General features: G+C 66.7%; 23 protein-coding genes. 3 read left to right on the top strand and 20 right to left on the bottom strand.

Annotation, left to right across the window (positions count from 1 at the left end; genetic code table 11):
• Positions 1 to 106: 106 nt before the first annotated feature.
• A complete protein-coding gene (locus tag DDE13_RS05260; protein WP_394340283.1) occupies positions 107 to 1,051 on the top strand; it encodes a ring-cleaving dioxygenase in 945 nt (314 codons plus the stop codon).
• 3 nt (positions 1,052 to 1,054) lie between these two features.
• Here DDE13_RS05260 and DDE13_RS05255 read toward each other — a convergent pair whose 3' ends face one another.
• From DDE13_RS05255 to ectA, 5 genes are all read right to left on the bottom strand, one after another.
• Entirely contained in the window at positions 1,055 to 1,717 is a 663-nt protein-coding gene (locus DDE13_RS05255; RefSeq protein WP_111402157.1) for a class I SAM-dependent methyltransferase, read from the bottom strand.
• 93 nt (positions 1,718 to 1,810) lie between these two features.
• Complete coding sequence (locus DDE13_RS05250; RefSeq protein WP_111402155.1) at positions 1,811 to 3,232, bottom strand: aspartate kinase; 1,422 nt, start codon at positions 3,230 to 3,232, stop codon at positions 1,811 to 1,813.
• Between the two features lies 1 nt (position 3,233).
• Positions 3,234 to 3,629 (bottom strand): ectoine synthase, encoded by a 396-nt coding sequence (locus tag DDE13_RS05245; RefSeq protein WP_111402153.1) that lies wholly within the window; start codon positions 3,627 to 3,629, stop codon positions 3,234 to 3,236.
• 5 nt (positions 3,630 to 3,634) lie between these two features.
• Positions 3,635 to 4,927: a diaminobutyrate--2-oxoglutarate transaminase gene (ectB, locus tag DDE13_RS05240; protein ID WP_111402151.1), complete on the bottom strand. Its 1,293-nt coding sequence runs from the start codon at positions 4,925 to 4,927 to the stop codon at positions 3,635 to 3,637.
• A gap of 49 nt (positions 4,928 to 4,976) precedes the next feature.
• Positions 4,977 to 5,528: a diaminobutyrate acetyltransferase gene (gene ectA, locus DDE13_RS05235; RefSeq protein ID WP_111402149.1), complete on the bottom strand. Its 552-nt coding sequence runs from the start codon at positions 5,526 to 5,528 to the stop codon at positions 4,977 to 4,979.
• Positions 5,529 to 5,751: 223 nt separating this feature from the next.
• On the opposite strand from ectA, the gene DDE13_RS05230 reads away from it, so the two are divergent.
• A complete protein-coding gene (locus tag DDE13_RS05230; protein WP_111402147.1) occupies positions 5,752 to 6,246 on the top strand; it encodes a MarR family winged helix-turn-helix transcriptional regulator in 495 nt (164 codons plus the stop codon).
• A 149-nt stretch (positions 6,247 to 6,395) separates the two neighbouring features.
• Here DDE13_RS05230 and DDE13_RS05225 read toward each other — a convergent pair whose 3' ends face one another.
• The 15 genes from DDE13_RS05225 to DDE13_RS05155 all read right to left on the bottom strand — a co-directional run bounded on the left by DDE13_RS05225 (position 6,396) and on the right by DDE13_RS05155 (position 23,278).
• Positions 6,396 to 7,463, bottom strand: coding sequence for a VPLPA-CTERM sorting domain-containing protein (locus DDE13_RS05225; protein WP_162630865.1), 1,068 nt, complete (start codon positions 7,461 to 7,463; stop codon positions 6,396 to 6,398).
• A 610-nt stretch (positions 7,464 to 8,073) separates the two neighbouring features.
• Positions 8,074 to 11,193, bottom strand: a complete 3,120-nt coding sequence (locus DDE13_RS05220; RefSeq protein WP_111402143.1) for an efflux RND transporter permease subunit — start codon at positions 11,191 to 11,193, stop codon at positions 8,074 to 8,076.
• 4 nt (positions 11,194 to 11,197) lie between these two features.
• The gene (locus tag DDE13_RS05215; protein ID WP_111402141.1) at positions 11,198 to 12,310 is read right to left on the bottom strand and encodes an efflux RND transporter periplasmic adaptor subunit; all 1,113 of its coding nucleotides are present in this window, start codon (positions 12,308 to 12,310) and stop codon (positions 11,198 to 11,200) included.
• A gap of 166 nt (positions 12,311 to 12,476) precedes the next feature.
• Positions 12,477 to 13,169, bottom strand: coding sequence for a PASTA domain-containing protein (locus DDE13_RS05210; RefSeq protein ID WP_111402139.1), 693 nt, complete (start codon positions 13,167 to 13,169; stop codon positions 12,477 to 12,479).
• Between the two features lie 9 nt (positions 13,170 to 13,178).
• Positions 13,179 to 14,330 (bottom strand): PASTA domain-containing protein, encoded by a 1,152-nt coding sequence (locus tag DDE13_RS05205; RefSeq protein WP_111402137.1) that lies wholly within the window; start codon positions 14,328 to 14,330, stop codon positions 13,179 to 13,181.
• A gap of 1 nt (position 14,331) precedes the next feature.
• The gene (locus tag DDE13_RS05200; protein WP_111402135.1) at positions 14,332 to 14,970 is read right to left on the bottom strand and encodes a hypothetical protein; all 639 of its coding nucleotides are present in this window, start codon (positions 14,968 to 14,970) and stop codon (positions 14,332 to 14,334) included.
• A gap of 28 nt (positions 14,971 to 14,998) precedes the next feature.
• Positions 14,999 to 16,033, bottom strand: a complete 1,035-nt coding sequence (locus DDE13_RS05195) for a hypothetical protein (RefSeq protein WP_111402133.1) — start codon at positions 16,031 to 16,033, stop codon at positions 14,999 to 15,001.
• A 10-nt stretch (positions 16,034 to 16,043) separates the two neighbouring features.
• Positions 16,044 to 16,613 (bottom strand): hypothetical protein, encoded by a 570-nt coding sequence (locus DDE13_RS05190; protein WP_111402131.1) that lies wholly within the window; start codon positions 16,611 to 16,613, stop codon positions 16,044 to 16,046.
• A 44-nt stretch (positions 16,614 to 16,657) separates the two neighbouring features.
• A complete protein-coding gene (locus tag DDE13_RS05185) occupies positions 16,658 to 17,497 on the bottom strand; it encodes a hypothetical protein (protein WP_222626034.1) in 840 nt (279 codons plus the stop codon).
• Positions 17,498 to 17,535: 38 nt separating this feature from the next.
• On the bottom strand, positions 17,536 to 18,003 hold the full coding sequence (locus DDE13_RS05180) for a hypothetical protein (RefSeq protein WP_111402129.1): 468 nt from the start codon (positions 18,001 to 18,003) through the stop codon (positions 17,536 to 17,538).
• 3 nt (positions 18,004 to 18,006) lie between these two features.
• The gene (locus DDE13_RS05175; protein WP_111402127.1) at positions 18,007 to 19,782 is read right to left on the bottom strand and encodes an OmpA family protein; all 1,776 of its coding nucleotides are present in this window, start codon (positions 19,780 to 19,782) and stop codon (positions 18,007 to 18,009) included.
• A 48-nt stretch (positions 19,783 to 19,830) separates the two neighbouring features.
• Positions 19,831 to 20,421: a peptidylprolyl isomerase gene (locus DDE13_RS05170; RefSeq protein WP_111402125.1), complete on the bottom strand. Its 591-nt coding sequence runs from the start codon at positions 20,419 to 20,421 to the stop codon at positions 19,831 to 19,833.
• Positions 20,418 to 21,551 carry a hypothetical protein gene (locus tag DDE13_RS05165; protein ID WP_111402123.1) on the bottom strand — a complete coding sequence of 378 codons (1,134 nt, stop codon included), beginning with the start codon at positions 21,549 to 21,551 and terminating at the stop codon, positions 20,418 to 20,420. The genes DDE13_RS05170 and DDE13_RS05165 overlap by 4 nt, the downstream gene beginning before the upstream one ends.
• A 234-nt stretch (positions 21,552 to 21,785) precedes the next feature.
• The gene (locus DDE13_RS05160; protein WP_111402121.1) at positions 21,786 to 22,493 is read right to left on the bottom strand and encodes a GntR family transcriptional regulator; all 708 of its coding nucleotides are present in this window, start codon (positions 22,491 to 22,493) and stop codon (positions 21,786 to 21,788) included.
• Positions 22,490 to 23,278 carry a maleate cis-trans isomerase family protein gene (locus DDE13_RS05155; RefSeq protein ID WP_111402119.1) on the bottom strand — a complete coding sequence of 263 codons (789 nt, stop codon included), beginning with the start codon at positions 23,276 to 23,278 and terminating at the stop codon, positions 22,490 to 22,492. Before DDE13_RS05155 ends, DDE13_RS05160 begins: the two co-directional genes overlap by 4 nt.
• Positions 23,279 to 23,591: 313 nt before the next feature.
• Between DDE13_RS05155 and DDE13_RS05150 the strand changes: the two genes are divergently transcribed.
• A complete protein-coding gene (locus DDE13_RS05150; protein ID WP_111402179.1) occupies positions 23,592 to 24,626 on the top strand; it encodes a TRAP transporter substrate-binding protein in 1,035 nt (344 codons plus the stop codon).
• The last annotated feature ends 48 nt before the right edge of the window (positions 24,627 to 24,674 follow it).

Below are 24,674 nucleotides of genomic sequence, written 5' to 3'. Positions count from 1 at the left end.
GGCACGCGTCGCGCCGGGTCGGTTGTCGGACGTCGTGCTTGATCTGGGCCCCGCGCGGGCCGACATCTCGCCTGACAGGACACACAAGAATTCCGGAGACCAGACCATGGGCGACGCGATCACGGGCCGTATCAAGGGCATCCACCACATCACGATGATGGCGGGTGATGCGAGTGACAACAACGGGTTCTACACCCGCACGCTGGGATTGCGTCGGATCAAGAAGACCGTGAATTTCGACGCGCCCGAGGTGTATCACCTTTATTTCGGTGACGGGACGGGCACGCCGGGATCGGTGATGACGAGCTTTCCCTTCGGCGGCATGCCGCGCGGGCGGCGTGGCACCGGCGAGGTGACGATCACCGAATTCGCCGTGCCCCCGGGGGCGCTGGACTACTGGTCTGAGCGGTTTGCAGCGCGGGGCGTGGCCGGGCTGACCGAAGGCATGGCCTTCGGCGCGGCGCGGCTGGATTTCGAGGGACCGGACGGCGAGGGGCTTGCGCTGGTCGAGGCCGATGCGCGCGGGCGGGTGCCGTGGACGGGCGGCGATGTGCCCGCGGACAAGGGTATCCTTGGCTTCAACGGCGCACGCATGCGCCTGCGCGACGGGGCGGGCGCGGCGGACCTGCTGGGCTTCATGGGCTACGAGCTCGCGGGGCAGGACGGTGCGCTGACACGCTACCGTGTGCCTGGCGGCAACGCGGCGGATGTGATCGACATCGAGGTCCGGCCCCAAGATGCACCGGCGCGGCAGGGGGCGGGGTCCATCCACCACATCGCCTTCGCGGTCGAGGATGCCGAGGCCCATGTCGCGGTGCGTACGGCGCTGGTCGATGCGGGCTACGAGGTGACGCCGGTGATCGACCGGGACTATTTCCGCGCGATCTATTTCCGCGCGCCGGGTGGCGTTCTGTTCGAGGTGGCGACCCATGATCCCGGCTTCGCCCGCGACGAGGACCCGGCGGAACTGGGCACGGCACTGAAACTGCCCGCGCGGTACGAGCCGCATCGCGACCGAATCGAGGCCGGGCTGGACCCCATCGCGGACTGACGCTCAGGCCGGCGTGGCGGCGAACAGAACCTGTCCGCGCGGCAGCACAGTGGCGCTGCGCGTGAGATGCCAGCCGGTCTGCACCGCGAAATGGTGCAGGTCGGCTTCCAGCAGGTGATAGGGCGGGCGGATGTCGTGGGTCACGACGCCGTCCGGCTGTCGCAACGGGCGGGCTGCGCTGGCGGCATCGGGGGCCAGGAAAACGGTGAACAGCAGCATTTCCAGCCGCGGAAAGCGCCGCAGGTTGGTGAGCGCCCGGCGCAGATGGGCCATGGGCAGATGCGGGAACAGGGCAAATGCGATGGCGTGGGTGATGCTGTCCGGCACGCCGGGAAAGTCGAAGGCCGCATCGGCGATCAGGTGGTCCGCCGTCAGGCGCGTCGGGTTGGGCAATTCGACCTCCCGCCCGATGCGAAGGAGCGGCAACGAGGCATCGGTCGCCCAGTAATGGCCGGGATCGAGATAGGGCACCGCCTTGCAGCCCAGACGCAGCGCACCCGCCCCGATATCCAGAAGATGGTGGTGCGGCTGCAGCCCCGCAGCCAGAAGCGCCGCCATTTGCGCGCGCCCTGTTTCGTCCCATCGTCCGCCGACGATGGCGCGGTGACGCCCGGCGGCGATGGCGGTGTCGTGGAAACCGGCGGTGTCATAGGGGTTTTGGACCATGCCCGCGCATTACACGCATGGCCGATGCCCCGGAAGCGGGAATGTTTCCGAGATGCGTCCGCGCGCCCGTCAGTGCGGGCGCGCGGCGCCGTATCAGGCGACCCGCAGGGCGGGCGCGGCCTTGCCGCTGATGAACGCGTCGTGCAGTGCCGCGATTACCGGCTTCAGCGTCTTGCGGTCGAGAATGAACTGCACATCCACGTTGCGCGGACCCTGGGTGGCGCCGATCGCTTCCATTCCCGCTGCCGCGATGGCCTGAAGACCCCGCGTCAGCACCGAAAGGCCATCAAGATCGCGTCCGATGACCGACGCCATCCCCATCTCGCGCCATGTGACGCGGGCCGACGGGTAGATATCCGACAGCGCCTTTTCCACGCGTGCCATCACCTTCGGTGTCGCATCGACGTAATGGGTGATCGTGTTGGCGTTCGACACCTTGGACACGATCCGCACGTTGTGGCGTGTCAGCACGTCCAGCACCGTCGCGTCATATCCCTTCACGCCGACCATGTCCTGTTCGAACAGCTCCAGCGCGATGATGTCGAGACCGGTGACGATCTCCACGGCCGCGGTGTCGGCGGGTTCGTCATCGATCAGGGTGCCCGGGTCTTCGTGGTCGAACGCGTTCGTCACGCGAAGCGGCACTTGCGCCCGGCGCAACACGCGCGCGGCCTGCGGGTGGATCGCTTCCATCCCCATGTTCGCCAGCTGGTCCGCCACATCGTAATTCGTGCGGCCGAGCTTGCGCACCTTGTCGGCGCCCACCAGCTTGGGGTCGGCGGAGGACAGGTGGAATTCCTTGTGGATGATCGCCTCGTCCGCGCCGATCTGGGCGGCGAGCCGCGAGAACGTCACCTCGGAATAGCCCCGGTCGAATTCGCGCATCAGACCTTCGCGGCACTGGGCATAGCCCGTGACGATGGGCATCTCGGTCGCGGTGTCCACGCCCTCCATCGCCGTCTGAAGCCGCTCTTCTAGATCCACGTCGCGCTGGTCGCGCCAGCCGGTCAGGTCCACCAGCCGCGCATTCACCCCGGCCCGGCGCAGCAGCAGCGACGCGACCAGCGCCGAATGTGCCTCGCCCAGCCCAGACAGCAGCTCGCGCACTTTCAGCAGGTGTTCTTCCATGCGGAAATGCCCGTAAGAGCACAGCCGCTGAAGGTCCACCAGACAGTTGCGCGCGCCATCGATGCGGTCGCGCACGAAGTCACCGGCCTGTTGCAGGTCTGCCGGATGCGCCAGAAGGCGGTCCTGTTCGGCGACCATCGCCTCTTCGGCCCGGGTCAGCGCCTCGTGCCATTCATGCCCGCCATCCGCGGTGAAACGTGCATAGACACCGGGTTCGCCCGATTTCTTGTGCTCGAGCAGAAGGTCGGTGATGCCGCCGAAGGCAGACACCACGAACACCCGCCCGTAGCGGACATTGTCGGCGCCGCCGGCGATGAACAGCGTATCGAGCAGTTCGTCGAGTCGGGACATGCTTGTCCCGCCGATCTTTTCCACGGTCAGGGTCATGTCAGGCCGCGTCTTCCCCGGGTGCCGCGTAGGACCCGTCTTCACGGTGCACTTCGTTGCCGGTCACGGGCGGGTTGAAGCAGCAGGCCATCACCAGTTCTTCCTCGGCGCGCAGCGTGTGGTGGTCGTGCAGGTTCAGCGCGTACATCACCCCGGGGCGGATCTCGTGCGTCTCGCCGGTGGCGAGGTCGGTGATCGAACCCTTGCCCGAGATGCAATAGACGCTCTCGAAATGGTTCTTGTAGTGGAACGTGTGCTCCGACCCGGTCTCCAACGTGGTGATATGGAACGAAAAGCCCATTTTGTCATCGGCCAGCAGCATGCGCACCGAGTTCCACCGGGCATTGGATACGCTGCGGTCCGTGTTCTTGAGGGCGTGAAAGTCGCGTACAATCATCTGGGTTACTCCGCAGCAATCTTCGTGTGGTCCGCCAGCACGTCCCGCGCGGCCTGCACGACGATGCCGAGGCCCTCGCGCAGGATTTCCGGCGGCGTCGTCAGCGGTGCGAGCACCTTGACCACCTGGTCTTCATTGCCCGATGTCTCGATCACCAGCCCGTTTTCATAGGCGCGCGCGCAGATGGCGCTGGCAAGATCGCCCGTGCCGACATCGACGCCCTGCATCATGCCGCGCCCTTTCAGGAACGCACCCGGCACCATGTCGGCGATCTGTTGCAGGGCCTCGGTCACGATGGTGGCCTTGACCGCGATGTCCTTCTGGAACGTGTCGTTCGACCAGAATTTCTCGATGGCGACCCGCGCGGTCACGAAGGCATGGGTGTTGCCGCGGAACGTGCCGTTATGTTCGGCCGGGCCGAAGATGTCGTGTTCCGGACGGATCAGGGTCAGCGCAAGCGGCAGGCCGAAGCCCGAGATGGATTTCGCCAGCGTGATGACGTCGGGCTCGATGCCCGCTTCTTCGAAGGCAAAGAAGGTGCCGGTGCGCCCGCAGCCCGACTGGATGTCGTCCGCGATCAGCAGCGCGCCGTGGCGCTTGGCGATGTCGGCGATCTTGCGCATCCATTCGGGGGATGCCGCGTTCAGGCCGCCTTCGCCCTGTACGGGTTCGAACAGGATCGCCGCCGGGGCATCGATGCCGCCCGAGTTGTCGGACAGCATCTTGTCGAGCAGGTCGGCGGAATCCATTCCGTCGACATAGCCGTCGAAGGGCACGCGGGTGATGCCGGACGTGTCCATGCCCGCACCGCCGCGATGGTAGCCGTTGCCGGTCGCCGCCAACGCCCCCATGGTCACGCCGTGAAAGCCGTTGGTGAAGGCGATGATGTTGGTGCGCCCCGTTTTCTTGCGCGCGATCTTCATCGCCGCCTCGACCGAATTGGCGCCTGTGGGGCCGGTGAACATCACCCGGTAATCCATGCCGCGGGGCGCCAGGATGTGCGTTTCGAACGCGGACAGGAAATCGCCCTTGGCGTTGGTGTGCAGGTCGAGCCCGTGTGCGATACCGTCGCCCGTAATGTGATCGATCAGGGCGGTCTTCATGTCCGGGTCGTTGTGCCCGTAGTTCAGCGATGAACAACCGGCGAGAAAGTCAATGTAGCGGTTCCCGTCGGTGTCGAACAGTTCCGACCCGTTCGCGCGCGCGAACATGGCGGGCATGCCGCGGCAATAGGAACGCGCGGCGCTCTCGCGGCGGGTAAAAACGGAAATGTCGGTCGTTGCCATGTCTTTGGGCATGGGGTGTCCTTTCGGCAAATTCTGGAGGGATCGGCGGCGGTGGACCGGGTCAGGCGACCACGCGCAGGCGGGTCTGAACCCGCGGCAGGGTGATCGTGACCATGTGCTCGGTCGCGGCCGCGCCGTCGAAGTGTCGGTCGCGTTCGAAATGCGGCTCGTCGCTGAGATCGCCGCCAAGCTGGCGCGCGAATCCGCGGAACAGCGCCCAGGACGCGGCGTTCGACTTGGTGATCGTCGTCTTTAGCTGGCGTGCCGCGCGACATTCGGGCCGCGCCACGAGATGGCTCAGCATCCGACGGCCAAGGCCCATGCCGCGCGCTTCTGCGCTGACGGCGACCTGCCAGACGAAGAGCGTGTCCTCGCCGGGGATCATGTGCCCGGAGACCCAACCGACGATGCGCCCGTGGCGTTCCGCCACGACGCAGGTGTCGGCGAAGTGATCCGCCTGTATCAGGTTGCAATACATGGAATTTTCATCGAGCGGCGCGCAGTCGCGCACCAGCTGCCAGATGTCCGATCCGTCTTCGGCCGTTGGCTTGCGCAGACGGATCGACCGCGACGCGGCGTCCTTGCTGTCCTGTTCCAGGCTGTCCTTGGGCATGGGTGCTCCGTGGGTTATTTCTTCGCCTATCAAAATACATGAGCCTGTTCAGTTTTCAAGGCGCTTAATTTTCGAACGTAGTGTTGACAGGGAATCGCAGTTTTCACCATGGCTTTGCATGCTGAACGCGAATCTGGCGAGATACAGTTGCTTCAGTATCCAAAGCATGGCTGAGAGCCCTTTGATTGTTGAAGCATCGGCATGCACCGCGTATGATTGCGGTATGAGCGAGATCGGACCCGACCGGCTTGATGCCAGCCTGATCGCGTTGCGCCGTATCCTGCGCGCGACGGAGATTTATGCGCGCAAGCTTGCCGCATCGGTGGGAATGACCTCGTCACAGTTGCGGGTGTTGCAGATCATCGCGGGCAAGCCGGGGGCCAGTGCCAAGCCCAAGGAACTGGCCACGCAGATGCGGTTGAGCCAGGGAACCATCACGGCGCTGGTGGACAAGTTGCAGGCGCAGGGTCAGGTCGTGCGCGTCCGGTCCGAAACGGATCGCCGCCAGACCGACGTCACGCTTACCCCGGCAGGCCGCGCGACCGTGGACAACGCCCCGGACGCCTTGCAGCAGCGTTATGTCAACGCTTTCCTCAAGCTGGAGGACTGGGAGCAGGCGCAGCTTGTCGCCTCGCTCGAACGGGTCGCGGCGATGCTTGACGCTGACGCCATCGATGCCTCCCCGGTGCTGACCGTGGGCGATATACACGCGGGTTGACTTGGTGATGGGATGGCATGCCGTGCGCAGCCCTTGCATCGATCCGTCGGCGGTCGTCCCGATCCGTCTTGTTCATAGGTGATAGCGGCACATGGATTGAAACGTGCAACCCGGCCAGAGCCGGATTGCACAGTCTTCGTGTCGTGCGTTCAGGCGCTTTGCATCCACCGGCGGCGGAGCGCGGCGAGACCGGCAAGCGCACCGATGAGCAGCGGTGCGCCGGCCGGCAGCGGGACCGGCGCAGGCGATACCGTGGCACGCAGCGTGAACGACGTGCGGTCACCCAGATCCCCAAGCTGGATCGCGAAGTTCACGTTCAGGTTCGCCAGATCCTCGATGTCGTCCTGAAATAGCGCCGCACCGAGCCCGAGATCGGCCACCAGTGCGTCGAAGTCATCGAATGTCTCGGGTGCGATGCTGATGGCTTCATCACCGTCCACGGCGCGGCGGGCTTCCCAAACGCCACCCGTGAACCATGCCATCAGCAAGGCATCGGTGGTCGGGTCGCCGTCATCGTCCCAGAACGCGCCCAGCGGCACGTCGTCTTGCGAAAGCCAGTTGCCGAAGTATTCGGGATAGGGTCCGAAATAGCCGTCGCTCGCCAGGACGGTCGGGCTTGTGGCATCATCGAAGATGTCGACGAACCCCGTCCGCTCGGGTTCGAAAAACCCGTCGAGCGTGAAGTTCGGGTTGTCGGCGGCTTCGCCGAACAGGCCGAACGGGTATTGCGTCGATGCGGGGCCGCTGCCGGATGGCATGGCCGCGAACCCGGTCGAAAACATCAGGTTGTCGCCGCTGGTTGCCGCGGTGAAATCGGACCCGATCCCGAAGCCAAGCTCGATCTTGAAACCGTCAAGGTCTTGCCCGGTCAGATTTATCAGGCGATGGAACACCTGATAGGTCGACTCCGTTCCATCATTGGCGATATCGAACACGAGATCGACGGGTCCAAGCCCGGTCATCTGCTGCTTGATCCGCTTGCCGCTCTGGAAAGGGCTGGTACAGACGGCGCCCGGGTTGCTCGTCATGAGGCAACCGCTCAGGTCGACCCCGCGGGAGTAGCTTTCAGGCTGGACCTTGATGCCCGGGCTGACGGCCTCGGGCGGAGTGAAGGCGATACGCCCGTTACTCATTGCGCCGGCAGCCGGAAACGCCCGGTCATAGACGACGCTGAAGCCCGTGTCGCCGATGACAGCCGGGTTGTCCCCGACATCCACGTTTCCGGTATTCCATGCCGTGATGGATGCTGCCTGTGCGATGCCGCAAGAAAGCACGCCGATTGAAACCGCTGCGAAAACAACGGGCCTGCGCAATCTCTTCATGAGACCGCTCCCTTTAATTACTGATGTTGTCCGAAAGACAGACTTGCGCCCGGCGCCGGTGCACAAGGCAAGGAGTTCGCGCCGAAGGTCATGTCTGGCTTTCTGACGATAGCGTGATGCTTACATTGCAACATCGCAATGTTTTGTTTCACATCGACGGCGTTTTTCCTGAAATGCAACCTAAAGGAGAAATAATACATCCCTTGCGGGAATATTTCCACTTTTGGTGGTGTGTTTTGGGTCTGGGTCGACCTCGTAAAATTGTGGCTTCAAATTGCATCTTTTGTGTGGTCGTGATGTCCGCCTGTTGATTCGGACCAGCGCCCATTGTGCACAGGATGTTCCACACAGGGCACGCGTACTCCCGGCGGGTTGGATGGAAGAAAGGCATGTGGACCCGATGACTGCCACGGCCTGACGATTTTAGTCCTGCCATGGCTTGCGCTGCTTGCCACAGTGCCCACTGCCACATTCAGCCTGCCTTCAGAGGATGCCGACGGATGGGTCACGTGCCCGGAGCATGCCCGCCCTTGAGCCGTTCGCGCAGGCCTTGCAGCACCATGTAGAGGAGCGGGACGAGGATCAGCCCGACCACCGTCGCGGCCAGCATGCCCCCGAACACCGCCGCGCCGAGTGCACGTTGGCTTGCCGCGCCGGCCCCGGATGCGATCAGAAGCGGTACGACCCCAAGCAGGAACGACAGGGCCGTCATCATCACGGCGCGGAACCGCTGGCTCGCGGCCTCCAGCCCCGCCGCGACCCGGTCCATGCCCTCGGCGCGGCGTTCCATGGCGAATTCGACGATCAGGATCGCATTCTTGGCCCCGAGCCCGATGAGCATGATCATCCCGATCTGGGTATAGAGGTTGAGATCTCCGCCGACGATCCAGACCGCCATGACCGCCCCCAGCAGCGCCACGGTCACGGACATGAAGATCGCCACCGGCATGGTCCAGCTTTCGTATTGCGCCACCAGGAACAGGTAGCCGAACAGCACCGCCAGCCCGAGGATGATCTGCACCGCCCCCCCGGCTTCGAGTTGTTGCAGCGCCGTGCCCGTCCATTCGAAGGCGAAGCCCGGGGGCAGGGCGGTCTCGACCTGCTCCTCCAGCACGCGGATCGCGTCGCCAGTGGCAAAGCCGGGACCGGGGACGGCGGTCACGGTCGTGGCGCGGAACATGTTGTAGCGGTTCAACAGTACGGGCCCGAGCACGTTTTCCACATCGACCAGCGTGCCAAGCGGGACCATCGCGCCGCTTCCCGACCGCACATGCAGCGCGCCGATATCGTCCACCGTGGTGCGGAAATCGCCATCGGCTTGCAGCATCACCCGGTAGACGCGCCCGAAAAGGTTGAAATCGTTGACGTAGAACGACCCCATATAGGCCTGAAGGGCGGCGAACACGTCGCGCACGGCGACATCGAGGGTCTGCGCCTTGTCGCGGTCCAGGTCGACGAAGAATTTCGGCACGTTGGCGCGGAAGGTCGAATAGGCCTGCGCGATTTCCGGCTGCTGGTTCGTGGTATAGACAAGGCTGCCGACCGCCGCGGCGAGATCCTGCGCCGTGCCCCCGCCGGTCTGCTGCACCATCATGTCCACGCCGGCCCCCATGCCGAGGCCGGGGATGGGCGGTGGGTTGAAGGCCAGCACGCTCGCGGCCGCTTCCTGCCCCGCGATGCCATACACCTGTCGCAAGATGCCCGATGCGCGGGTCGCCGGGGTGGTGCGGGCATCCCAAGGGTCCAGCGTGACGATGATCATGGCGCCATTGGACCCGGAACCGCCCAACAGGCTGAACCCGTTGACAAGGACCGTGTCGGCCACGCCCCCGATCTGGAGAATCTGCTCTTCCAGCCGCCGCGACACCGTTTCGGTCCGGCTCAGCGATGCGGCGTCGGGCAGTTGCACATCGACGAAGATCACGCCGTTATCCTCGTCCGGCAGGAAACCGGATGGCACGCGATCGGTCAGCACGACGAGCGCCGCGACGATCCCCGCGACGGCGACCACGCTGACGACCGCCACCCGCGCGACGCGCCGCACGAGTGCCACATAACCGGCGCGCACCCCGTCGATACCGCGTTCGAACAGTGCGAGCGGCCCCGTCAGCGCCCCCTTGCGCGGTCGCAGCAGAAGCGCGCAGAGCGCGGGTGACAGCGTCAGCGCGTTGATCGACGAGATCACCACCGCCGCCGAGATCGTGATGGCGAACTGCGAGAACATGCGCCCGGTGATGCCCGGCATGAACAGCACCGGCACGAACACCGCCAGCAGCACGAGCGTGGTGGCGATCACCGGGCCGGTGATCTGCACCATGGCCTTGCGCGTCGCCTCGGCGGGCGGCAGCCGGTCGCGCGCCATGATGCTTTCGACGTTCTCGACCACGATGATCGCGTCGTCCACCACGATGCCGATGGCCAGCACCAGCGCGAAGAGCGAGATGGTGTTCAGTGACATGCCCAGCACCATCAGCACCGCGAAGGTGCCGATCAGCGACACGGGGATCGCCACCGCCGGAATGACCGTCGCGCGCCAGCTGCCCAGAAACAGGAACACCACCGAGATCACGAGCACGAAGGCGATGACAAGCGTTTCGATGACGTCATTCAGCGACTGTTCCACGAAGAGCGTGCTGTCATAGGGCACGGATACGCGTACGTCGTCGGGAAAGGCTTCGGACAGGCGGTCTAGTTCCGCCTTGACGCCTCCCGCCACCGAGAGCGCGTTGGCGCCCGGCGCCTGGTAGACGGCGAGCACCGTCGCCGGGTTGCCGCTGAACCGCCCCGACGCGCTGTAGAAGCTGGACCCCAGTTCCACCCGCGCCACGTCGCGGATCCGCACCAGCCCGCCCTCGGTCCCGCTGCGCACGACGATGTTGCCGAATTCAGCGGCACTGGTCAGGCGGCCCTGCGCCGTGATCGTGTACTGGAACTGCTGGTCGCCGGGCACCGGGGGCGACCCGATCTGCCCGGCCGATACCTCCAGGTTCTGGTCGCGGATCGCGGCCACGATATCGCCCGGCGTCAGCCCAAGGCTCGCCATGCGCTGCGGGTCCAGCCAGATCCGCATGGCATAGGCGAAATCGGTCAGCACCGTCGCCTCGCCCACGCCCGGCACGCGTGACAGCGCGTCGCGCAGGTTGATGGAGGCGTAGTTGGACAGGAACACCTCGTCATGGGTGCCGCCGGGGCTGTCCAGCACGGCCACCAGCAGCATGTTGGTCGATGCCTTCCGGGTGACCACGCCGCCATCCGTGACCTCGGTCGGCAGCGAGGCCATCGCCTGCGCCACGCGGTTCTGCACGTTGACCGCCGCGATGTCCGGGTCCGTGCCCACGGCGAAGGACACGCTCAGCGAATAGCCGCCATTGTCGTCGCTGGTGGAGGACATGTAGATCATGCCGTCCACGCCGTTGACCTGTGCCTCGATGGGGGCCGCGACCGTCGCCTCGACCGTTTCGGCGTTGGCACCGGGATAGCTTGCGCTGACCGACACCACGGGCGGCGTAATTTCGGGGAATTGCGCCACGGGCAGCGAAACGTAGCCGATGGCCCCCAGCAGAACCAGCACCAGCGAGATGACCATGGCCATCTTGGGCTTCGAGATGAAGATCGACGAGAACATGCGCTCAGTTCCCGCTGCCGGCGAACACGGCCTCGACCGGTACGCCGGGGCGGATCCGTTGCAGCCCTTCCATGATTACCGCCTCGCCTTCGCGCAACCCCTCGGTCACGACGACGGAGGTGCCGACCTGCCGCCCGGTTTCGACATGGCGCTGTTCGACGGTTTGTTCGGACCCGACCACCAGCACGAACGGTCCGGTCTGGTCGCGTTGCACCGCGGCCTGCGGGATGGTCAGCATGGGAACCGGTTCGCGCTGTGCCAGCCGCGCCGTCACGAAGGCCCCGTCCACCAGCACCCTGTCTGCGTTCTCGAACTCCGCCCGCACCGCCAGCGTCCCCGTCGCCGGATCGACTCGGTTGTCGCCGAACGCGATCCGGCCCGTCTCGGCGAATTCGGCGCCGTTGGGCAGGCGCAGCGTCACGTCGAGCCGCGCCGCGGTGGTTCCGATATCCTCGCCATCCTCCGCGACCTGCGCCACGGTGTCGTAGAACTGCCGCTCGTCGAGCGAGAAGCGGACGAATACGGGCGCCTCGCGGACCAGTGTGACCAGCGCGCCGGTGTTCGGCCCGACCAGTTCGCCAAGGCTGACATTCAGGCGCCCAAGCCGTCCGTCGAAGGGCGCGGTGATCCGTGTATAGCCCAAATCCAGTTCTGCCATGCGAAGCGCCGCCTGCGCCGCCTGCACCGCCGCCTCGGCGGCCTGCGCGTTGGCCTCGGCCACGTCGAGTTCGGATTGGGCCACCGCCGCGCGCGCGACCAGTTCGCGGCGCCGGGCAAGCTCGACCTCGGCCAGCGCGAGATTGGCTTGGGCGCTGGACAGTTCCGCGCGGCGCATGGCGACCGTGGCGGCATACTGGTCCGGCTCCACCTCGATCAGCAGGTCGCCGGCCTGCACCGCCGCCCCGTTGGCCACGGCGATTTTGCGCACGAAACCCGACACGCGGGGCACGATGGCGGCGGTGTCCACCGCCTCGACCCGGCCGATGAAGCTCGCATCTTGGACCACGTCCTGCATCACGGCGGCGGCGACGGTCACGCGCGGAGCCGCGGGCGGTGTCCCTTGCGCCGCGGCGAAGGTAGGCAAGAGGAGGAAGGCGAGGACAAGAAGACGGGGCATGCTGTTCCTTTCGCGCGGCAGGACCGAGGCGCACCGGCCATGTCGGGACTATGCATGCAAATGGGCGCGCTGGCACCCTGCGCGTGCACCTTTTTCGATATCGCGCAAGCACGCTGCAGCGTGTCGGTTCGGAGGGCCGGAAATCTTTCGCGCGGGATGGAAACGGTCAGTCGGGCGCGCCGATGCGCAGCGTCACGTCGTCCTCGAGCCGCAGGATCGCCCCCCCGGCAGGCGATTGGTCCAGCACCACATCGGTGTCCGCGGGTGTCTCGACCGCGACACCATCGGCATCGCGCAGGATCGCACCAAGGCCGAGCGCGTCGAGCGCCGTGCGTGCTGCATTCGGCGCACGGCCCGTTACATCGGGCACGATGCGCAACTCGTCGGCCCCGTCGGGTGGCGGCACGGGCACGATCCGGAAGGTCAGCTTCGCCGCGATATCCGCCTGGTAGCCATAGGCATTGGCATAGGCGGCATCCACCGGGGCGGCGTACATCTTTGCGGACAGAGCCGACAGCCCCGCGCGGGCCGGGACAGCGCGCAGCGTGGCCATCGTCGTCGCCGGTGCAGCCTTGACCGGCCGCGCGTTGCCCGCGCCCTGCGCCCCGTTGCCGATACGCAGCGCCACGCGCACCTCCCCGGTGGTGTCGGGCAGCGTGTAGAAGGTCGGGCGATAACCGATGGACCGCAAGAGCGCGAGCGCCTCGTCGTCGCCTTCGCCGTAGATCTCCAGCACCTTTGCCAGCGACGCTTCGTCCAGCGCCATCTGCGCATCGGCCACGCCCTGGCCGACCTGCGCGATGACCTGCCCGAGCGGGGAGGCGACGATGTCGCCGATCAGGTTCTTCAGCGTGCTCATGGCGTGCTCCTACGCGTCGGGGACATTGGCGAACACGACCAGAACGGTGCTGCCATGGGGGTCGCGGCTGCCCGCCGCCGGGGTCTGTCGCAGGGCCTGTCCATGGGCCGCTGCGTCGGGCTTCATGGTCTGTGTCGCGGTCTCGATGCGCAACCCGACCGACCGCAGAACGCGCCGTGCCGCCGACAGGGTCAGGCCGGTCACGTCGGGCACGGTCACGGTCGCATCGCTGCGCGTGCCGCTGTCCGGCGTCATGTCCACCGACAGCCCGGACCCGTCGCCGCGATCCGCGCCCAGCACGATCTTGCCGTCCTCGGCCAGCGCACCCTTCAGGTCGACCCGGATATTGCCGATGCGGAACGGGTTTTTCGCGGTCTTCAGCACCGTCTGCGTCTCGCCCAGCTTGGCGCCGATGTTGGTGAACACGGTCTGGATATCGGCTTCCTTGCCGATCGACGCGGTCTCGGCGGTCTTGAGCCGGTCCTCGGCCACGGTCGCGCGGGCGAGCGCGTCGTCGAGCGCTGCGGTCTTCAGCCCCAGTTCATGCTCGCGCGTGGCGATGATGCGGTCCTTCTCGGTCAGCTTCGCGGCGGCGTCGATGTTGATCGCGCGCATGGTCTCGATCTCGGCGGCGATGCCGGGGTCCAGCTCTGCGCGGGCCACGGTGTCGCGCGCGGCATCCACCGGGGCGGGCTGCGCCGACGTGCTGCCGATGACGCTGCCGAGCCGCGGGTTGAGCGTGACATTGCGCAGGATGTTGGTCTGCGGCACGCCCGCCTTGCGCGCGAGCCCCGCCACCGTGTCGCGTGTCGCGCCGCCGCTGTCGAGCCGGTCGAAGCCGGTATCGCCCAGCCGCTCTACCTCGCCGAAATCGGCAAGAATGTCCCCCGCGCGGCCTGTCACGCTCAGCATCGGGCCGGGCGACAGGACGCGGGCTGGCGCCCCCGGTTCCACAAGCCGCAGCGCGGGCCCCAGCTTGCCGACGCTCAGGCGGGCAAGGTCGAAGCGGGTATCGATCACCCCCTTTGCGTCGGTGCGCGCCTCCACGAACGAGCGCCAGTTGCCCGAGGACAGGTCGAACATCTCGACCGTGACGGCGTGGCCTTGCAGGGGCTTGTCGCCGTCGTCGAAAAGCCGGGCACGCAGGATCAGGTCGGCCATGTCACAGATCCTTCCCGGTCAGCACGCGCACGGTCTCGCCGCCCAGTTCCGCCGTGATCACGACGACGGCGGCGCGTTGCAGCGTCGAACCGAAGGTCAGCGTGGTCGTGGCGATCCCCGTCTCGTTCGTCTCCACCACCGCGCGCCCAAAGCTCACCTGTCCGTCGAGCCGGGGTGCAGCAACGCCCGCCGCTGCGGAAAGCGCGGTACTCGCGCCCTTGTCCACGTTCAGTTCCACCTGCGCGCCCGACAGCAGTTCCCCGGCCGAGGTGGCGGCGGTCACCGTGATGTCGCGGGTGTTGCCGGTGCCCTTGATCTCCAGCGTCAGCACTGGCAGCGGGAGTCCTTCGCCCGGGGGCACGGCCACGAACCGGCCCGAGATCGTGGAGGTCACGTCGCGGGTCCGGTCGGTGGTCTCGCCGAAGATCACGCGCATCCCGCCGCCGGACTTGGTGTCGGTCACCAGCTTGAATCCGATCTCGAAGTCGAGATGGGGAATGCGGTATTGCGGCACGGGGCGCCCGTAAGCGTCGAGCGGTGCGGCCTCCGACAATTCCTCCTGTGCCTCGCGCAGGCTTTCGGCCATGCCCACGATGACGCTTTCCAGCGTGTCGGCGATGAATTTCCCGTCGTCGCTCATGGCGTGTCCATATCGTGCTCTGCCTGTCTCATGCGTCCGCGTCGCGGCGTTCGGCGGCCCGTTCGCGGGCCCGTTCCCGTCGCCGTTCGTCGCGGCGGTCCTGCATCTGTGCCGTCTGCCGGCGGCGCAGGGCCGACAGCCGGTTCGCCTGCATTCGTTCGAACAGGTCCCCCGACCCGCCGGTGTCCGTGGACAGCCGCCGGTCGCGCGTCGCGGCGTAGCTTGATACCTGGTCCATCGGCCCGGCGATCTGGCGTTCGCGCGCGGCCCAGGCCCGGTCGATGCGCTCCACGGCCTTCTTCGGCGCGGATAGGGCAGTGTTCGCGCGGTCGATGATGCCCGATACCTTCTTGATCTCGTCACCCTTAACTGCGCGGCGGATCTCGTCGCGCTCCGCCTCGCTCACACCTTCGGCGGCGAGCTTGCGGTCCATCTCGTCCAGTTGCCGGGTCTGGTCGGACAACTGGTCGCCGATGTTCCGCAAGGGACGGCCGATGGCATCGACCTGCGCGGTGGCGGCGCGGGGCCGGTCCAGAAGGCTCTCGCGCGTGCGGCGCGACCGGCCTGCGATCCTGTCGCGCAAGGCTGCCGTGCGGTCGGCGAAGTCTGTGCCGAGACCCGACGCCCCAAGCCCCGATGCCGGTCCGGGCAGGGCCGGATCTGGCAGATCGGCGCCCTGTCCGCTTGTCGGCCGAGCACCGATGCGGCTGCCCCAGCGGCCTTGCGCATCACGGGCAGCCTGTCCGGCGCGGGCCTGACGTTGGGCTTCCCACGCGCGGATCTGGGCCTGCCGTTCCGCGAAGCTCGGCACGTGGAAGCGCGCGTCGCGGTGCGGATCGCCGCTGCCCTGCTGGCCGGGCAGACCGGTGAGGTTGCGCAACCGATCCTCCAGCGCGCGGCGTTCCGCCAGCAAGCTGTTCAGGCGGCTGTCGGGCGCGAGCGCCGCGGCCTGCGCCAGATCGCCCGGTCCCGGTGCATGCGCCGTGCCCGCCACGGCCCGTGGCGCCCCGGGGGGCGCCGGTGCGGCAGGTCGGTCGAGGTCTTTCCACGAACGGCGGCGCATCGGTCAGGTCCTAGTCGTCGTCATCGTCGGTGGTGGTCGCGGTGATCATCGCGCGAATGCGTTCTTCAAGGATCGCGGGCGCGGGCACCGGCACCAGCTTGGTGCGCATCAGCGACGAGCCTTCGGCGGAGTACTGGTATTTCGCCGAATAGGACGCCGATACGACCGAACAGCGCATCTTGGCCGAGGCCGAGAAGAAGCCGACCTTGCCCGACACCGACGCGTTGACCACCGTCGAGGATCGCTTCGTCTCCGTCTCGCGCGTGGCCGAGATCGACAGCTTCAGCTCGATCAGCGTGTCCACGAACTGGTAGAACGTCGGCACGAAGCCCAGTTCCAGCAGCGAGTATTCCTGACCGTCCCCCAGCTTGACCAGCATCGTGCGCTCCGGCGGGCCGGATGGCGCGGGCGGTGGGTCCTCGCCGGGCCGCGGTTCCGGGTCGGGCATGTAGCCCGCCATCATGCGCGCGATCTTGAGCGACACGAGGTCCAGTTCGTACTGCGCCTCGGCGATGCCGATCCCCATGGCGCGCACCATTTCGGGGAACGGCGTGTTGACCATTTCCGTGCTGACGGACATCGCGGATTCCTTTCGCGGGACGGGTTAGCGGGGGGCGAAGGGGATCAATCGCCATCCGGCGCGTCGGCCGCCCTGCGTGCCTCGAGTGCTGCTTCGCGGCGGGCTTCCTCGGTTTCGATGAAGGACTGGATCCGGTCTTCCAGCGCGGTCGGCACGGGCACCGGCATGATCTTGGTGCGCAGGATCGACGCGCCCTCCGCGGAATAGCTGTAGCGGTTGGAATAGGTCGCATCGACCTGGGACGTGGCGACGTTGCGTGAATAGCTCGACGCCCGCGACGTGCCCCAGAAGCTGCGCTTGCGCTTGGAGGCGCTATCGATCGAGCTGTCCTTGTTCGTGCGGGTGCGCGTGTAGCTGCGGTCGCGGGTGATCTTGATGGCGATCTTCACCTCGATGATCGTGTCCACGAACTGGTAGAACGTCGGCGCGAAGCCCAGCTCCATCATGGACATGCGGGTGGGCATCCGGATTTCCAGGTCCGGAGCCTTGACGGTGGTGCCGTCCGGCTTGCTCACGTCCGTGTTGGGGATCGTGGGCGATCCGCGCGTGCCGCCGATTGTCACGCCGAATGTGGTGGCGATCTTCTTGACCATCGCGAAGAGCGAATTGGCCTCGTCATCGTCGAGCGTGCCGGTCATCGCGTCGTCCATGATCGCGTAGGATACGGCCTCGGCCAGGGTCATGTATTCGTATCCGAAGAACACGCGGCTGTCGTCGAAGCTGACATTGCCCTTTTCGTCGTAGACCGTGGTCAGGCCGCCCATCATCTCGGCGGTGTTCATGGAGTTCTCGTCCAGCTTGGTCTGACCGTCCGCGATGGCGAAGGCCATCTGGCGGATCATGTCGCCCATGGGGACGTTGAGAAGTTCCTGTCCGATGCTCATGGTTCAACTCTCCTCTCGATGGCTCTTGGTTGCGCGGGTCACACCACGTCGGTTTCGAACTTGCGTTTCAGAAGGTCGGTGAAGATCTCGGGCGGCGGCAGGCTGACCAGCCGCGCCGCGATGGACGACATGCCCTCGGCGCTGACGGAAAACTTGCGCGCATAGCCCACGTCAACGCTGGCCGCCGCCATGAAGAACGGCGTGCCGCCGCCCACCTGCACCCCGACATTGACCGAGGTTTCGGTGCTTTCGGTCATGGAAAAGCTCAGCTTCGCCTCGACGGTGGCTTCGGTGAAGCTGTAAAAGGACGGCACGAAGCCAAGGCTCAGCAGGTTGTATTCGTCGCCGCCGATCTCGACCTTCGTCGCCGCCATCTCGGTCGCCATGGAGACCGAGTTGCGGTCGAGCGCGTACTGTGCCTGCGCGATGGCGATACCGAGCCGCTGGATGATGTCGGGCAGGGGGGCCGACAGCAGCGAGCGCGCGACTTTGGGTGTCTCGGCCACCGCTTAGCCCCCGCTGCCCGTGTCGAGGAATTCCTTGATCGTCTCAAGGAATTGCGGCGGGGCCGGGATCGAAACGAGCCGGGCCGAGATCGACGAATTGCCGGTCACGTTCATCTCGAACTGCCGCCCGTAGCGCACGTCCACCGACGCGCCGATGGCCACGGTCCGGTTGCCTGTATTCTCCCGCGTGCCTGTGGAGGACGACGTGCGGCTGAAGGCCGTGGTGACGGTGATGCCCGACGTGCCCGACAGGGCGATGTCGCGGCTGGACGAGGTGACGAGGATCATCCGGAAGCTGTCGCCTTCATTGCACAGGTTGGTCACGTTGCCCGCCGCCGATGCCTCCACCCCGACCGACGCGTTGGCATTGACCGCGGTGGCGAGGTTGCGGGCGAAGGCTTCGGCGCTGTCCGCGGCGTGGCCGCCCGCGGCTGTGCCCGACAGCGGAAAGCTCTGGCCCTTGATCGTGACGGTCTCGCCGTTCAACCCCGACAGCCCGAGCGCGTCGTAGACATAGACCCAGCCGTTGTCGCCGCTGTCGTTGCCGCCCAACTGGTCTGGTGTCACCCCGTCGAGCTGGTTCGACGCGTCACCGTCCACCCAGACGAAATGGTCGTCCGTATCGGGCACGAGTTCCACCACGCGGTGCGGCTGGCTTTCGTATTCGTCCGGCACGCCCTCGGCCCGCCAGCGATCCTCCCCGAAGGAATTGGTGGGCAGTTGCGCCGCGGGCACGCCATGGGCGATCAGCCGGTTGCGCACCGCCGCCGCGCGGTTCTCGGACAGGGTGCGGTTATGGCTGTCGCTGGCGGTCGTGCTCGCATAGCCGTTGACGTTGCAGGTCAGGCCCGTCGCGCGCAGGAAGCCCGCGAAATTGCGCAGCCGGTTGTCGAACTCGGACCGGATGAACGCCTTGTCCACGTCGAACAGGATGCGCAGGTGCGGCTTGCCCGCCTCCAGCAGCCGCGCGGTGAAGGGCGTGGCTTCGATCGCCGCGGCCACGTCGGTGGCATACTGCAGCTTGGCCGCCGCGTCGGTGCCCGTCACCCGGCTGACCGGGACGGTCAGCGATCCGTTCAGCCGGAAGTTTTCCGGCGACCCCGCCACGGTCGGGTTGCGGTCGATCCGGATCAGCCCGTTCTCGAACCCGCCGCCGACGAAGGCCACGGCATTGGGCGAGCAGACCACCTGTTCGGCGGGTGCGGATGTCGTCGGCACCGGGTCGATGGGCGTGCATTCCTGGATCGGGATGGCGCGGGTGATATCGTCTCGCCCGCGGATCGCGTCGGACAGCGCCTCGATCCGCGCGCGCGGGCTGTCGCCGGCCAGGCTGAAACTGTCCCCGCCCACGGTCAGCGCCCCGGTGCTCGCGACGTTGATGCGCACCTCGGCGCTGCGGGTGCTGGTGGCGGTCGTGCTGCCGCTTGTCGTGCTGGTCTCCGACGTCGTCGAACTGTCGCTCGACGTCGTCGTATCGCTGAACGACCCGCCGATATTGACGCCCACTCCGATGTTTTTTTCAACACGCAGGGACAGTTGCATGGAACAAGTGATGTCGGCGTGCTGGTAGTGGTAGAAGGCGGGCATCAGCCCGATATCCAGCAGCGACTTGCCACCCAGCCCTTCGCGCGGCGTGATGAATTCGCCCATCTGGTTGACCGAGTTCTCGTCCAGCGCCTTCTGCGCTTCGGCGATGGACAGGCCGAGCGCCTTGATGAAATCCGCGACGCTCGCTTCGGCCAGCACCTGGCCCGGTGTCATGTCTTCGATATCTGGCATCGGCTTTTCCTCTGGTCGGCAGCGCGGAGCTGGGTGGCGGGTCGCGTGTCAGATCGTGGCGGAGGCATGTCCCTTCATGCGGTCGGGCAGGGCGATGGCGCGGTTGGGTTCCACCCGGTCGGCGGTGACGGCGTAATAGCCGTGCTTCGCCTGCAATTCGGTGATGCGGCGCGGGTCGGGGCGCATGCCGCGGCGCAGCCAGTCGCGCACCGTGCGCGCCACCGGCAGGTCGCCCGCCGCAACGAGATCCACCGCAGCGTCGAGCGGGGCGAGGGCGTCTTCGTCCCGGCCGGCCTTGATGCGGTTGAGCGCAAGCCGTTCCAGCAACGCCGCGCGGTCGCGGCGATGTACGGTCAGTGTCGCGCCTTGCGCCGCGTAATGGTCCAGCGCCTGTTCGCAGAACGCGATCACCTCGTCATGCGCACCGGTCTGTTCAAGGCTTTCCAGCACGCACTGGGTGTAGTGGCGAAAGAACACCTCGGGCGCACGGGCGGCCTGTGCAAGCCGCAGCGCCTCGCGGTAATGGCGCAGGGCGTCGGCATGGTCGCCCGCAAGGGCGCGAAGCTTGCCTGCCTCGGCGATGCCGACATGCAGCCCGTGCCCGCGTGCCGCGGGCCGGGTGGGGGTCTGCCCGGTCATGGATGCGCCTCCGTGTCCGTCACGTCCACCAGTTCGGTTCGCGCACCTGCCGCCTCCAGCGTGTCCCTCAGCAGCCGCGCTTGGAGTTCCGGCAACCGCCACGGAAGGCGGTAGGGCAGGCGGCGCAGGTCGCTTTCCGTCGTTTCGATTCCGATGGCCTTCAGCGTGTCGCGCAAGGCGCGCGGATGTTGCGCCGCGACGATATCGACGCCGAGATGGAGAAAGGTCACAAGATCCGCGCGGATCTCCAGCCCCGCTGCGGTCAACCGTTCCATCGCCGGCGCCATGTCCGCATGGAGCAGGGCCTCCATCACGGTGATCTCGCCTTCGTCGAACAGCCGCGGCACCACATGGGCCGGGATGCCCGCCGTTTCGATCAGCGCGCGGGTCGCGGCGGGCGACGGTGCGCCGCCGGTCAGCACCAGGTCGAAACGCAGGAAATCGCGGTTCACCACGCGCAGGTCGCGCACCCGCCCATGGGCCGCCCAGACTGCATCGGCCTGTGTCTTGGTCAGCCCGGTCAGGATACAGCCTGCATCGGCCAGCGGCTTGAACCCCGCGCGGCGCAGATCGCTGAAAAGCCGCGACCGGGTGATCCCGTCGCAGGGGCCGAGAAACAGGTCGTAAAGGGCGTGCGCCGGGTCGGAGGCCACAAGGTCCGCGCCCGGTCCGATCCGTTCGGCCAGCGCCGCGATCGTCGCCGGGCTGACCCCGCCCAGCACGATCCCCGGCGGTGTGGCGATCAGCCGGGCCGCGTCTTCCCCGGGCGTGCCCAGGAATTCGGCCAGCGCCGACGTAATCGCGCCATAGCGCGCCGTGTCCGTGATGTGCAGTGCCGCGTCCTGCAGAGGGGCGGGTGCGGGCAGCGGCGCGGTCATCGGGTCGAGCGTGACGCGGCAGCCCATGTCGGTCAGCAGCGCGCGCATGCGTTCGCCGATCTCGGCGTTCAGCCCGTCCACAAGAACCGATGGCGCGCGATAGAGCGCCTCCATCACCGGGGTGACCGGCACGCCGAGCCCGATTGCGATGGCCGCGGCATTGCCGGGCGCCGCGCCGCCGATGGAGTGAAAGACTATCCGGAAGCCATCGTCCCGCGTTGCGAGGTCAGCCGATGCGATGGCCCGTGCCATGGATGTCCCCCCGTCATCCGCCGATGCTGCGCGGGTCGGCGTGCACCGGCTTCGTTGATGCAACGCTAAGGCGAATCATGACCTTACGGAAAGTCATTTATACCCGACTTGTGCCAAAGCGTGCCGTCCCGGTCCGGGGCCGGAGCGGGACGCCAGGGTCCTGCGCGCGGCATGCCGCCCGCGCGGCGGGCATGTGCGCAGGCTCCGACCCGGCGTTGCACGTGGTGACAGTGGTCACCCCTTGCGCGCGCCGTCCCCGTCTTGCGCGGTCCCGAATTGTGCGAGGATCGCATGCGCGGTTGCGGCGTTGTGCTGTGCAAGGCGTTCGGACAAATCAAGCCGCGCGCGCACGCGCAGTGCGGCCATGATTGCCTCGTGTTCCGCGAGCGATGCCGCGATGCGCGCGGGATCGTGGTTCACCGCGTGCCGGGCCCGCCGCACCTGCGCCTGCAACGTGGCATAGATCTGGCGGACCTGCCTGTTCCCGGCCGCATCCGCCATGCGCTCGTGAAAAGCCGCGTTCACATCGCTGTAGAGATCGGCATCGCGGATCGCCGCCGCCGCGCACAGGTCCGCATGGAGCGACTCCAGAGCCTGCATGTCGGTCCTGTCCGCGCGGTCCGCGGCGGCCAGCCCGATGAACCGCTCCAGCGCCCCCTTCGCTTCGAAAACCTCGGCCAGCACGGGGGGGTCGAGCGGCGCGACCACCGCGCCGCGGTTGGGGCGCAATGTGACCAGCCCTTCGCTGGCGAGCGATTTCAGCGCCTCGCGCAGCGGCGTGCGGGACACGGCGAACCGCTGGCACAGGGCCGCCTCGGGAATGCGCGTTCCATCCGGCAGTTCGCCGCGGACGATGATGTCGCGGATGCCCGCCACCAGCCGAGCGTGCAGGCTGTCGGCCCTATCCGCGGTGCGCGGGCCGGTGACGGGCGCGTCGGTCATGGCGCAGTCTGCCAGTCTGGTGTCAGCGAAAACAGGCGGCCGAAACGGCCAAGGGGCAAGGTGGACACGCCGGTGCGCTGCAGGCTGCCCCACAACGTGACTGCCACGGAGTCGAGGATCGGGATATCCAGTTCCGCCTCCAGGACCGCGGCATTGCGTGCCCCGCGCATGTTCGTGCAGACGACCGCGATGGCATCGGGGCGCGCGGCGGCGACCTTGCGGCACATCCCGGCGATGTCGTCTTCGGACAGTTCGCTGAACGAGAAATTGTCGCGCCGCCCGGCATGTTCCTCTGCCACGATGTCGATACCGTGGGCCGCGTAATTGCGCGCGATGGCCTGCTGGACATCCGCGGTATACGGGGTGACAAGCCCCAGCCGCCTGACGTCAAGCGCCGATATCGCCGCGTTGAGCGCCAGGATGCACGACGTGGCAGGCACCCCGGATCGATCCGCGATGGCCGCGCACAGTCTGTGATCGGTGTCAAAGCCGCGCCACGCGGCCGATGTGCCGTTCCACGCGATCAGGTCGGGCTTCGCATCGGCCAGAAGATCCGCCGCGTCCAGGATCGGGTCGAGCTGAAACTGGCTGTCCGCCGCGCCATCGAGCCCGATCTGCGTCACCCTGAAACGTCCGAAATGGGCCGTGGCCGTCGCGCCGAGCGGTGCCATCAACGCCTGCGTCTCGGGTTCGAGCACCGTGTTCGACGACGGCGTGAGCATGCCGAGCCGTACCGGCGACCCGTGCGGCACGGCCTCGGGCGCATCGAACGCAGCTTCTGGCATTTTTGCATGCATACCTTGCGTGACCTCCATATTGGACAAACCGTTACGCGGCATGTGCCTGCGCGGTCTTCCATATCCTGATACCCTTCCGCGCGTGTCCCGAACAGTGCCAGTTTGCGCTGGTGGACCGCATTCTTGCACTCATCTTTCAATTATTGATGCATTAATGAGCGTTTTTGGCATGTTCGCCTTGATTTGGGACCGATGCATGGCTCACGCTTCGGAAACGCGACCCATGCCACATCAACAGGCTTCCGTGGCCCGCCGTTCTGAAGCACAGTCCAAAAATGAATACAAAGCAGGGATGGATGTCATGTTGAAAAATGTCGTGCTCGCCGGAACGGCGGCCTTGGTCGTGGCGTCGGCCGCGGTGGCGCAGGCGCCGCTTCGGGTGGCCGGAAACTTTTCGCAGAACCAGAAGCATGTCGGCATCGAAAGCGCGTTCTTCGCGGAACTCGGGGCGCTGTCCGGTGTCGATCTTGCCGTGAACTACAACCCGATGGACGTCGTGGGCGTGCAGGCGCAGGATGCGTTCCGGATGCTGCGGTCGGGCATCTTCGACGTGATGTCCGTGCAGATCGGGATGGCATCACGCGACGATCCGTTCTTCGAGGGCATCGACCTGATCGGGGTGTCCACGAACATGGAAGACCTGCGCGAGGCGGTGGATGCCTATCGCGCAGCGTTCGATGCGCGGTTGCAGGAAAAGTTCAACGCCAAGGTGCTGACGCTGTGGCCCTTCGGTCCGCAGGTGTTCTTCTGCAACGCGCCGATCGAGACGCTCGCCGATCTCGAAGGGCTGCGCATCCGGTCCTTCACCCCGTCCATGTCCGCGATGATCGAACATTTCGGCGCGACGCCGGTGACGCTGCAATTCTCCGAGGTGTATCCGGCGTTGCAGCGGGGCGTGGTGTCCTGCGGCGTGACCTCGCCGACCTCCGCCAACACCGGCAACTGGCCCGAGGTGACGACCCACCTGCTGCCGCTGGCGGTGTCAGGGTCGGTGCAGGGGCACCTGATGAACCTCGACGCGTGGAACCGGTTCTCGCCCGAGGAACAGGCGGCGCTGACCGAAACCTTCGCGGCGATGGAGGATCAGATGTGGGGTCTGGCGATCAACGCCACGGGCGACGCGATCTCGTGCAGCACGGGCGGTGAATGTACCGAACACAAGCCGTTTTCCATGGAACTGGTCGAGATCACGGCCGAGGACCAGGCCGCCATCGCCGAGGTCGCGGAAACCGTGGTTCTGCCGATCTGGCGCGACACCTGCAACGCGGTCGATCCGAACTGCACCACGATCTGGAACGAGACCGTGGGCGCCGCGCGCGGCCTGACCATCGAGTGACGCTTTCCGGTCCCGCGACACCTTGCGGGGCTTTTTCACGTGCCGGCC

Source organism: Meridianimarinicoccus zhengii, assembly GCF_003254465.1.
GTDB classification, from domain to species: domain Bacteria; phylum Pseudomonadota; class Alphaproteobacteria; order Rhodobacterales; family Rhodobacteraceae; genus Meridianimarinicoccus; species Meridianimarinicoccus zhengii.
Note: the sequence above shows the minus strand (reverse complement) of the source record. Positions and strands in the feature narration are given on the sequence as shown.